We start from the raw sequence: 11,751 nt of genomic DNA on the forward strand, positions 1-11,751 counted from the left end.
TGTGGAACAGGCATCTTGCCTGTTGCTGACAATTAGGAACAGGCAAGATGCCTGTTTCACTAAAGAGTGAATTTCTTGTGGAACAGGCATCTTGCCTGTCGCTGACAATTAGGAACAGGCAAGATGCCTGTTTCACTAAAGAGTGAATTTCTTGTGGAACAGGCAAGATGCCTGTCGCTGACAATTAGGAACAGGCAAGATGCCTGTTCCACTAAAGAGTGAATTTCTTGTGGAACAGGCATCTTGCCTGTTGCTGACAATTAGGAACAGGCAAGATGCCTGTTCCACTAAAGAGTGAATTTCTTGTGGAACAGGCATCTTGCCTGTTGCTGACAATACTGAGATCGATCTATTTTTAATATTTCATAGGAAAAAGAAATATGGTTGCGACTTTCGATCCCAATACTGCGATCGGCTTATCTGAGCAAAATGCGATCGCCCGACTCAAAGACGACGGCTACAACGAACTCCCCTCAGCGCAATCGCGCAATCTGTTATCGATCGCCTGGAACACCATTCAAGATCCGATTTTTCTCTTACTCGTCGGCGGTGGTATCATTTATTGGATTTTAGGCGACTTACAAGAAGCCCTAATTTTGCTAGGTTTCGTCTTTTTTATCACCGGAATTAGTCTCTACCAGGAAGGCAAAACCGAACACGCCCTAGAAGCCCTGCGCGATCTTTCCAGCCCTCGCGCCTTAGTAATTCGGGATGGGGAACGAAAACGGATTGCGGGGCGAGAAGTGGTTCGAGGCGATTTCTTGGTGCTCGCGGAGGGCGATCGCGTGTCTGCGGATGCGATCGTCCTATCTTGCTCAAATCTCTCAACCGATGAGTCGTTATTAACCGGGGAATCGCTACCGGTTCGCAAAGTTACCGCTGTGGGTAACGTGGAGATGGCGCGTCCCGGAGGCGATGAATTGCCGTTTGTGTATTCTGGCACATTGGTGGTTCAGGGACAGGGAATTGCTCAAGTTAAGGCGATCGGCGCTCAAACAGAAATGGGCAAGATTGGCAAGGCTTTGCAGAAAATCAAGCCAGAAACGACGCCTTTACAACAGGAAATGAATCGATTGGTTAGTCGTTTGTTTGGCATTGCTTTATCGCTTTGTGTGGCAATTGTTGTAATCTATGGATTCACTACAGGAGATTGGCTTAAAGGAGTGCTCGCCGGCATTACCTTAGCGATGGCAATTTTGCCGAATGAATTTCCGGTAGTTGTGACAATCTTCTTAGCCTTGGGAGCTTGGCGGATTTCTCAGAATCATGTCTTAGCACGTCGCGCCTCGGCCGTTGAAACCGTAGGTTCCGCAACTGTTTTGTGCGTGGATAAAACCGGGACATTGACTCAGAATCAGATGGCTGTGCAGCAGTTGTTAGCCTACAACCAGGCAGAAAACCCTCAGCCTTACGATTTGGGATTACATTCATCAGAAGCACTCCCAGAAGCAGTTCATCAATTAGTTGAGTTCTGTATTCTGGCAAGCCAAAGAGATCCATTCGATCCAATGGAAAAAGCATTTAAGCAATTGGGCGATTCCCTTCGGGATAGCTTCGCTTCACGCTATTTGGCGGATACCGAACATTTGCACGGCGATTGGAAACTGTTGCGAGAATATCCGCTGTCACCGCATTTATTGGCAATGTCTCACGTTTGGGAGTCAGCAGATCGCAAGTTGTATGAAGTTGCGGCAAAAGGAGCACCGGAGGCGATCGCGGATCTCTGCCATTTCACGCCCCAACAGCAGCAAATGATGGCAGCGCAAGTTAGTCAAATGGCAAGTCAAGGATTGCGGGTATTAGGTGTTGCCAAAGCCTCACTTGTTGGTGCGCCGCCGCCATTTTTGCCACCTCACCCGTCGCTGAATATCGATCGTTTACCGGAAAAACAACATGACTTTCCGTTTGAATTTATCGGATTAGTGGGACTGTCCGATCCAGTACGTCCAACCGTTAAGGCGGCGATTCAAGAATGTTATAGCGCTGGAATTCGAGTCGTAATGATTACCGGTGATTATCCAGAAACTGCTCAAAGTATTGCCCGTCAAGTTGAATTGATGCAGATGGGAGCCATTGTCACCGGATCAGAATTAGATGGCATGAGCGATGCTGAATTAGAGCAGCGGATTCAAAGTACAAATATCTTTGCACGAGCCGTTCCCGAACACAAGTTGCGGTTAGTTAATGCCCTAAAATCCAAAGGCGAAGTCGTTGCCATGACAGGGGATGGAGTGAATGATGCTCCTGCTCTCAAAGCTGCTCAAATCGGGATTGCGATGGGCGAGAGAGGCACGGATGTGGCTCGTGAATCTGCGGCTTTAGTGTTATTAGATGATGATTTTTCGTCGATCGTCCAAGCAGTCAAACTGGGGCGCAGAATTTTTGACAATCTCCGCAAAGCCATGTCATATCTGATTGCGATTCATATCCCGATCGCCGGAATGTCTTTGATTCCAGTATTGTTTAAGTTGCCGTTAGTATTGCTTCCGGTTCACGTGGCATTTTTACATTTAATTATCGATCCAGCTTGCTCGATCGTCTTAGAAGCCGAACCCGCAGAAGCAACGGTGATGCAGCGCCCTCCCCGCAACCCCAAAGAACCTTTATTTGGCAAGAAAACGCTCTCGTTGGCTGTGTTGCAAGGGGGCGGAATTTTGGCGATCGTGCTGGCGATTTTTGCGATCGCCCTATATCGCAGACAAGGCGAATTTGATGCCCGTGCGTTAACGTTTACGACGTTAATTTTGGCAAATTTAGGACTAATTTTGAGCTCCCGGTTCAACCTCGCACCTCAGCTTTAAAATACTGAAATCCCCAAATCCTGCGCTGTGGTGGGTGCTTGGTGGGGGACTGCTGTTCCTTGGGTTGGTGCTGTATGTCCCGTTTTTGCGTCATTTGTTTAGCTTTTCTCTGCTAAGTGCGATCGATCTTGCGATCTGCTTGGGCGGTGGATTGATTAGCTTGCTTTGGTTTGAACTGTTGAAACAAACTACAAAAGTCAGGCCATAGTCAGAGACGGGAAAACATTAGTTCTAGCAGCAAAGGTTGCTTGTGTAAAATTTAAAAATCAGGTATCAAATAATCAATCCACAGCCCGTATTTGGGAGAAATCAGGACACGGCAGTGCCGTTTCCCTACAATTATCTGGCGTAGGGAAACGGCACTGCCGTATCCTCGCTTGTCATTCCGGCGCAGCCGGAATTGACAACCGTTCTGATGCGCCAAAACACATCTCTATAGTGATAAATTAGCGATATATTTATTTTACAAAAACCTCAGATTTCCTTCACATTTTAAAGCTAGTATTGAAAATAATAACTCAGCAGCATCAAATCATTAAAGAGTTGTTTCAGTCTTTCACCAGTAGATGAGGTCACTAACAACAAAGACTTTTGTGGCCCAATGGCAATTGAATAACACTATCGACAAGTCCGATAAACTCAACTAGAGGAATCACCATGAGTACGACAATTGACAACTTCACCAAACAACTCCACGACAATTTAGAAGCGATTGAAGATCGGGCAAAATTGCTGAAGGAAAGCGTTCAATCTGCAACGAAAAATACTGAGGCTGAGCTGCAATCGAAACTTGACGGAATGAAGACAAATCTAGAAGCTAAGAAACAAGAATTTGATCGGTATCGGGCAAAGCTCCAAACTCAATTCGAGGAAACAGAATCTGAGGTGAAGTCGAACGTCGAGGAATGGAAGACGAGTCGCGAAGTCAAGAAACTCGAACATCGAGCCGATAAAGCTGAAGACTATGCGAATACAGCGATTTTATTCGCAATGGCGACGATGGAAGAAGCCGAAGCAGCTACCTTGAAAGCGATTTGCACCAGATTAGATGCCACAACTGCTGCGGGAACTACTAAGTAAGGAGGAGACGGCAATGCCGTTTCCCTACGCCGATTAATTGTAGGAAGAGGAGACGGCAATGCCGTGTCCCTACGCTGATTAATTGTAGGAAGAGGAGACGGCAGTGCCGTTTCCCTACGCTGATTAATTGTAGGAAGAGGAGACGGCAATGCCGTGTCCCTACGCTGATTAATTGTAGGAAGAGGAGACGGCAGTGCCGTTTCCCTACGCAGATTAATTGTAGGGACACGGCACTGCCGTGTCCTGACTTTCGCTTTTCAAATGCGCCAAATTTGACCTAATTTAGAATGGATGCTTATGAGCGGAATAATGGCAATTATTCCGCTGTTTTTGTTTGTCATAAAATCCTCTTAAAATATTCAAAAGGTATAGATTAGGCTTGAAAATTTGTGTGAATATTCAATCAAAAGGTAGAGATTATATTGGGAAATTCTTGTTAAAGTTTCAGTGAACGGCGAAAGAAACCAAAGCTGAGATTCAATCGAAACTCGACGAGGTGAAATCGAACGTTAAAAGATAAAAAGCAAATCAAAAATCAAAAATTTTGTCCGTCATGCGGACAAATAACAAAGGAAACAAACTCATGTCATACACACATACAATTGTTGGTCATTTCCCCTCCCATTCAGAAGCTGAAAGAGTTGTATTGGATCTGCAAAAAAAAGGCTTCGATATGCAAAAGCTCTCGATAATTGGCAAAGATTACCAGACTACTGAACACGTGCGCGGATTTCTCACCTGGAAAGATACAGCCAAAGCTGGAGCCGCAGGTGGTGGTTATTGGGGTAGCTTCGTCGGAGGTTTATTTGGCATTTTAGCCGGGGCTGGAGTGCTGTTTATTCCGGGAATGGCTCCTATAGTCGTTGCTGGCCCCATTGCGGGGGTGTTGGCGGGTTGGTTGGAAGGAACGGTTGTTGGTGGCGTTGGTACCGCTGCTGTAGGAGGATTGGCTGGTGCCTTGGGAGGCTTAGGAATCCCGAAGCATGAGGTGGTGAAGTATGACACTCAAATCCAAGCAGGCGAGTTTATTATCCTGGTGACAGGTAGCAATCACGATGTCAGTCAGGCGAAGCAAATGCTAGACAGAATCAGTCAGGAAATGAGTATGTCGATCGCAGTCTAAGGCTTTCAACTAACAACAATAGGGGAGTATTCCACTCCCAAGAGTCCGTCAGGTTGATGAGAGGGTCGGCACGGGGGCACGACCCTACAAAAACCTCGTTTTCCTGAGAATAAAACAGCCCTCTCATGCTCAATTGCTTTTTACTACTCTTTTACAGGAATCATGATGGTGAATAAAATGGAAATGACCAACAAGATTGAAATCAACAAATCTGTGCCCCGCGAGCGATGGGGTGAATTTTTCGATCAGTTTACCGATGGCAATCGCGGACGGCGTATTTCGATCGAAATCATCGGTTCAGAAGTCGGTGATGCAGAACTGATTAAGAATTCACCGCTTCATGCGATGGTTTACGATCGCCCTGGAAAAGGAGATGATTTGGTGATTGAAGTTGGTAAAGATGAGGTGACTTACGCTCACACGATCGATTCACCAACTGAAGTTTTAACGGGACAAAACTCACTCGGTGTGATGGTAGCGCTTCGGATTAGTGACGCTGCTGGGACACAAACATTGATCGAATTACAAGTTAGTTGAGCTGGTTGGATAATTCTGAGTTCAACAGGACTTACCCAAACAGTCAACTTTTACAGGTTAGGAGCAAATTATGACAGATATCATGAGCCGCGAAATTCACCTAGTCTCCCGCCCCAACGGGATGCCAACCGCAGCTAATTTTGCGATCGCCCAAACCGAAATAAAGCCACTTCAAGACGGACAAGTGCTCGTTCGCAATCGCTATATATCAGTCGATCCGTATATGCGCGGACGCATGAACGAGAGCAAATCCTATGTTCCGTCCTTCGAGTTAGGTAAAGTTCTACAAGGCGGCGCAGTCGGCGAAGTCATCGAATCGCGTGCCCCAGAATTCAAGCCTGGTGATGCCGTCACTTCCAACTTTGGCTGGCGGGAATACTTCACCGCAGCGCCCAAAGAGTTGCATCCTGTCAGCAGCGAAATTCAACCGCTATCGGTTTATCTCGGTGCGATCGGTATGACGGGGATGACGGCTTGGGCTGGATTGAATTTGGTAGATGTTAAAGCAGGCGATGTGATTTTTATTTCGGGTGCTGCGGGCGCGGTGGGAAGTGTGGCGGGACAACTGGCAAAATTGCGCGGATGTCAGGTTATCGGCTCAGCAGGTTCAGCGGAAAAAGTCAAGTTTCTGCTAGAAGAATGCGGATTCGATCGCGCTTTCAATTACAATTCTGGCCCAGTCCTCGAACAATTGAACCAAGCGGCACCGGACGGAATTGATGTTTATTTCGATAATGTAGGAGGCGAAACCCTTGAAGCGGCGCTTTCAGCCTTGCGCGTGCACGGCCGAATTATCGCTTGTGGCAGCATCTCTGGTTACAACAAGCCGCAGCCAGGCCCGAATAATCTGTTTAATATGATTGGCAAAATGGTGGTAAAGTTGGATTAGGGTGCGATCGATTAATTTAACCCAAGTTGTAGAGAATTGTTTGACGTTATTTGGTTTAAAAAAATATGGATCTCCAACTATCAGGCAAAGTTGCATTGGTTAGTGGTTCAACGGGTGGAATTGGACTGGCAATTGTTACCACACTTGCCGAAGAAGGAGCGACGGTCATTGTCAATGGCAGAACGCAAGATCGCGTAAATAATGCGATCGATCGCATTCAGCAAAGTGTGCCGAATGCCAAACTTCAAGGAATTGCTGCCGATTTGGGAACGCCAGCCGGAGTTGAATTGCTACTTCAAAAAGTACCAGAAGTCAATATTTTGGTGAATAACTTAGGAATTTATGGCTCCAAGGCCTTTGAAGATATCTCCGATGAAGAGTGGATGAACATTCTGGAAGTGAATGTGATGAGCGGTGTGCGGCTCTCGCGCCATTATTTGCCGCTGATGCTGAAGCAAGATTGGGGACGGATTATTTTCATCTCTAGTGAATCTGCTTTGAATATTCCCGCCGAAATGATTCATTATGGCGTGACTAAAACTGCACAATTGGCGTTGAGTCGCGGTTTGGCGGAAACAACCGTGGGCAGTCATGTAACTGTAAACACGGTATTGCCGGGGCCAACTCGCTCTGAAGGGGTGGAAGACTTTATCCAGGGATTATCGAAGGATCAAAATATTTCGATCGAACAAGTTGAGAAAGAGTTTTTTACTAAGATGCGTCCATCTTCCCTAATTCAGCGATTTGCTTCAACGTCTGAAGTTGCTGCGTTAGTTGCGTTTGTTGCCAGTCCCTTAGCTTCTGCGATTAATGGGGCTGCCCTACGAGTTGAGGGTGGAGTAGTGCGATCGATTGTGTAGCGAAGTTTTTACCTTGATGTGCTTGGAAAATCTCTCACTCCCTACATTTCCGAACAGAATGCTTTCGTTCAAACAAAAATAAGGAGCGTTACATTTCATTAACTCACCCTAAAGCGATCGCTATTCCTGTGAGTCGTGATTTTTAGGCGATCGCACTTAACCTACAAGATCAGCGATCGCACTAACCACTAACTTTTTTAGCTTCTTGATTTTTGTTATACATTTCAAGAAAAAGGCGCTTCCAAAAAGAATCTTCTAAATTTTCTATTTCACAGTATTTTAATGGAGTATCTTTAAGATATTCTAAAGTTTCCTGATGTCTAGCAGCAACACGACAACCATTATAACCTTCACCATTAATGAATTGTAGTTCATTAAGAAACCTAGAATCCAGTGGAGATAAACGACTGTCAATAGAATGAAATCTTAAGCAATTAGTTGGACTTATAGGAAAATAGAATTCAGGTTCCAAAACATTATATAAAACTGGGGAACCACTAATAACGTATTCATGTTTTATATTTAATGATTTTGGACTAACACTACTTAATGTTAAATTCTTAAATTTTTCGATTAAAAAATCAATATCTGTAAACAGATAAGCATGAATATTTTTAATGCAATTAATACAATCCTCTCCTAAGATTTTAGAATACGAAATTGATTCATTTCTGATTGCGACACATCTAAGCCATTGAAATGCCATGAATTTATTGATTTTTTCTCGTTCCTGAAGGTTCAAGTTTTCTACACCATTTTTAATAATTGAGGCTATTATATCTGGAGATTGAGCATCGATCTCTTTAAACCATGAATCATAATTTTCTTCATTAGTTGTGAAATATTTATTTTGTGCAAATGTTCGACCTATGGGATTTGATTGTATTATAAGTTGATTCTTGATGTGAAGAATGACAAATATTTTATGGTTCTCTTTTTTTTTCCTGTTTGATGAAGAAAAGTTTCTGAGTACGGCCTGGGTTACGAAATGTTGATGATCTGTCATACATTAAAACACGATGTTTAGTTCAATTAATATTATAACTTAAAAAAAATCGATTGTGAGTGCGATCGGCGATATTGTAGGGTGCATTAATGAAATGTAATGCACCTTTTGATTATTTGCAAGAGAATCCAATTTTGTGCGTTACGCTACGCTAACACACGCTACTCCTAGGACAATTTGAACACCTTCATCTGCGAGCTTTTTGTGAGGTTAAAAGGCGATCGTTTTTGGGAGGTGAAGGGGAAAGTGGCGATCGCTATTCCTGTGAGTTCAACTGTTGACATGAAAGATAGCTTGCTTTTAATATCTTCTTTTAATGTTTCAGGAAAGTTTTCAATTTTTAATTTCATCACTTCTAACTCATTAAGATATGTGTTATGGTTGAAAACAAAATCAACTGACGGCAAAGTCTTTTTTTGTATGAGATTACTGAAACTATCTGAAATATCTTGTAGGTCTTTTTGATACAAGGATTGCTTCTCAGAGTTAGAATAAACAGAAAATATTAAGAGGCATAAAGTTGCGAAAAATTTAGTCTTAAGACTTGAAAAAATAGTTATTTCAAGAATAAGACTCAAATCAGCTTTAGTCTTCAAAATTCCTTGATTATCTTGATTATCTTGATTATTTTTTAGTGCATCTATCCAATTATCTAACCTTATCAAGAAACGTTTTAAATAGCTAATAAATAATTGTTTTTCAGAAGAATATAAAGAAATAAAATCAATTTCATTCTCATTGTATATGCCAACCTTTTTAAAGGTTGTCTCATAATATACATCATCTTTTAGTTGAGATAAATATATATCTATGATTTTTTTTAGGTTTTCAACTTTTTGAATGTCATTACTATATAATTCACTTGATTTCAGATAACAATCAATAAATCTTATAATTTTTATATGAGTGTCAATAGTATTTTCAAAAAGAATAGCAATTTCTTTCTTTTCCTTCTGTTCAGCAATTTTCCTCAAAAGAGTATTGCCTAAGAATACAGCTAGTATCGTTGAAATAATTGAAATTGGCGGTAGGGAAAGTAGGTTTTTGTAATTATCTGAAAAGATCTGTATGGATACTCTATTGCTGTAAACAAGTTGAAAAATAAAACCAGAACTAATAAATATCAAGCTTAAAACAACTGGTTTTTTAAAAATATAATTTTTGATAAATTTATAATTATTCGTTAAAATGATTGCAATAGCAACAGTTGCAAATCCGATCAAGGCTGGAGTAATTTGGCTAATATTTGGCATAATCTAATAATAAACTGATAGATGTAGTGCGATGGCTGATATTGTAGGAGACATTAATGAAATGTAATGCACCTTTTGATTATTTGCAAGAGAATCCAATTTTGTGCGTTACGCTACGCTAACACACGCTACTCCTAAGACAATTTGAACACCTTCATCTGCGAGCTTTTTGTGAGGTTAAAAGGCGATCGTTTTTGGGAGGTGAAGGGGAAAGTGGCGATCGCTATTCCTGTGAGTAGTTTGATTATTTATTAGCATTCTAATCATTATCTTGCTCTATTCGTGTATATCATACCACAGCAAGGTTTTAATGTCAAAGATGCGAGGGTATCCTTTAACTCCAATGGCGATCGCATCTATTTAACAGCTAGCAGCGATCGCGGCACGAATATTCAAGGACTTTTGCAGGCGAAGGCAATACTTGAAAGTAATCGGTAAAGATTGCTGGTGATGGAGCAATTTATGGAACGAGGGGCGATGTTCCGCTACTACTCCTTGCCGATCGCGCTGCCATCTTTCCTGGACACAGTTTGACACACCTGCTATTTTTCAAAGCCAAGATTTAGAGAGCAATGCCTGATGTCTAGCTACCTAGAATCAAAATCTCATCCTTCAGAGAGGTAGCAAGCTGCTAGTTTACTGCCAGCATTGGGGTGAGGTGGAGTGGATTGAAGCAAATCTCAAAGCGGCTTTAGCAAAGGTTCAAACTGAGCAGGAAGTTCAGGTAGGATAGACTCACAATGAATATCCAAAAGCTGATAGAAACCGCGAAGATACTTGTTGCTGACAATAAGCGTCTGCTAGTTCGCGATTGGCTCGATCGATTGTTTAATAAATTAGCCTATTCAACTCAGGAATAAAATGATTACTCATCAATCTCAAGCGACAGAGCAGGTTGCGTTAAACAAAGGCGATCGCGTTGCAGTCCTACTTGCAGGGTATGGTGAAGTACAATCCTATCGCGATCTGAGTAGTTACAACCAAGCTGCAACTAAGTACATCGCATCTCAGTTTGTGGCGATTCCCAAGTGGCTATATCCTCTGGCTGGTTCGCTGCTGGCACTTCAAGATTGGTACAATTTTGGAGTCAAGCATCATCATTTTATGTCGCCCGAAAATGAGATGTTTGAAAAACAACGTCTTGGGATTGAGGAACAGTTACAAAAACGATGGGGAAATCGCGTACAAGTGTTCAAAGGCTTTTATTTCTGCGAACCTTTTGTGCAAGAAGTTGTAGCACATATTATTGAACAAGGCTTTGAGAATTTGCTAATTTATCCTTTGTTGGTGGTCGATTCTGCCTTCACAGGCAAAATAGCTGTAGAGCAAGTTAATGAAGTTATTGCAGCAACTGAATCCGAGCGTGAACCTCAACATTCCCCATTTAAAACAATTCGATATATTCCAGCATTTGCGACTGAGCCTACCTACATCGATCTACTGGTGTGTCAAATTAAGGAAGCTCTGAATCAGTCATTAGCAAGTGGCTTTTTTGAGTCTCAGATTGGGATTATATTAACGGTTCATGGTGGCCCCGAAAAAGCGAAAGGATTGTTGACTGGGGTAATTGATGGACAAGCTCTGTACGATCGCGTATCCGCGCAGTTACAGCATGAATATCCGCTAATCTCGATCGGCTGGATCAATCATGATACGCCTTTCGTCAATTGGTCGCAGCCCAATCTGAAACAAGCGGCCAAAAACTCGATTGAATCAGGTGCTCAAGCCATTATGTTTAAACCGCTGGGCTGGGTAACTGAAAATTATGAAACTATTCTTGATGTAGAAGATGCGATTAAATCTTTGCAGCGTCAGTATCCAACGGTGACTTACACGCGACTCGATTGTGTCAATGACGATCCTGAATTCATGAAAATAGCAGCGGAATGGGCAAATTCTGAGATTGAAGCAATGATGTCAGTTTCGCAACGCAACGAGCACCTTAAAACTCAATACGGTTCAGATAACACTCTTAATTCCCCGGAGATCCCCCTAAATCCCCCTTAAGAAGGGGGACTTTGAGCAACTTCTTGTTCCCCCTTTTGAAGGGGGGCTAGGGGGGATCGGTCTTATCTGAATCCTATTGCCTTAAAACTAGCAGATCCTAACGGGACTTAAACAGAAAATACGATAAAAATAGGTTATAATGCTTACATAGCAAGCAGATAACGTTAAAAAATGACCCATGAAAGAGACAACCCC

At 42.7% G+C, this 11,751-nt stretch carries 11 protein-coding genes; 9 read left to right on the forward strand and 2 right to left on the reverse strand.

What is annotated here, in order from left to right:
* The first annotated feature begins 380 nt into the window (after positions 1–380).
* The 7 genes from JGK07_RS31550 to JGK07_RS31580 all read left to right on the forward strand — a co-directional run bounded on the left by JGK07_RS31550 (position 381) and on the right by JGK07_RS31580 (position 7,290).
* Positions 381–2,801, forward strand: coding sequence for an HAD-IC family P-type ATPase (locus JGK07_RS31550; protein ID WP_293226664.1), 2,421 nt, complete (start codon positions 381–383; stop codon positions 2,799–2,801).
* 34 nt (positions 2,802–2,835) lie between these two features.
* Complete coding sequence (locus JGK07_RS31555) at positions 2,836–3,009, forward strand: cation transporting ATPase C-terminal domain-containing protein (protein WP_293193019.1); 174 nt, start codon at positions 2,836–2,838, stop codon at positions 3,007–3,009.
* Between the two features lie 449 nt (positions 3,010–3,458).
* Complete coding sequence (locus tag JGK07_RS31560; RefSeq protein WP_293207946.1) at positions 3,459–3,881, forward strand: hypothetical protein; 423 nt, start codon at positions 3,459–3,461, stop codon at positions 3,879–3,881.
* Positions 3,882–4,464: 583 nt separating this feature from the next.
* A complete protein-coding gene (locus JGK07_RS31565; RefSeq protein WP_293207949.1) occupies positions 4,465–5,004 on the forward strand; it encodes a general stress protein in 540 nt (179 codons plus the stop codon).
* Between the two features lie 183 nt (positions 5,005–5,187).
* Complete coding sequence (locus JGK07_RS31570) at positions 5,188–5,541, forward strand: DUF5335 family protein (protein ID WP_293186953.1); 354 nt, start codon at positions 5,188–5,190, stop codon at positions 5,539–5,541.
* Positions 5,542–5,611: 70 nt separating this feature from the next.
* Positions 5,612–6,430 carry an NADP-dependent oxidoreductase gene (locus JGK07_RS31575; RefSeq protein ID WP_293186952.1) on the forward strand — a complete coding sequence of 273 codons (819 nt, stop codon included), beginning with the start codon at positions 5,612–5,614 and terminating at the stop codon, positions 6,428–6,430.
* A gap of 65 nt (positions 6,431–6,495) precedes the next feature.
* Entirely contained in the window at positions 6,496–7,290 is a 795-nt protein-coding gene (locus JGK07_RS31580) for an SDR family oxidoreductase (protein WP_293186951.1), read from the forward strand.
* A gap of 181 nt (positions 7,291–7,471) precedes the next feature.
* Here the strand turns inward: JGK07_RS31580 and JGK07_RS31585 are convergent, their stop codons facing one another.
* On the reverse strand, positions 7,472–8,296 hold the full coding sequence (locus tag JGK07_RS31585; protein ID WP_293186950.1) for a DUF4238 domain-containing protein: 825 nt from the start codon (positions 8,294–8,296) through the stop codon (positions 7,472–7,474).
* Between the two features lie 167 nt (positions 8,297–8,463).
* Positions 8,464–9,549 (reverse strand): hypothetical protein, encoded by a 1,086-nt coding sequence (locus JGK07_RS31590; RefSeq protein ID WP_293291213.1) that lies wholly within the window; start codon positions 9,547–9,549, stop codon positions 8,464–8,466.
* A 282-nt stretch (positions 9,550–9,831) separates the two neighbouring features.
* Here JGK07_RS31590 and JGK07_RS31595 point away from each other — a divergent pair, with 282 nt between their 5' ends.
* Together JGK07_RS31595 and JGK07_RS31600 are read left to right on the forward strand one after the other, a co-directional pair.
* Positions 9,832–9,987: a hypothetical protein gene (locus JGK07_RS31595; RefSeq protein ID WP_293186947.1), complete on the forward strand. Its 156-nt coding sequence runs from the start codon at positions 9,832–9,834 to the stop codon at positions 9,985–9,987.
* A 423-nt stretch (positions 9,988–10,410) separates the two neighbouring features.
* Complete coding sequence (locus tag JGK07_RS31600) at positions 10,411–11,556, forward strand: ferrochelatase (protein WP_293186946.1); 1,146 nt, start codon at positions 10,411–10,413, stop codon at positions 11,554–11,556.
* Positions 11,557–11,751 lie beyond the last annotated feature (195 nt).

The sequence above is a fragment of the Microcoleus sp. PH2017_24_DOB_U_A genome, from assembly GCF_020738205.1.
In the GTDB taxonomy this organism is placed as follows: Bacteria; Cyanobacteriota; Cyanobacteriia; order Cyanobacteriales; family Microcoleaceae; genus Microcoleus.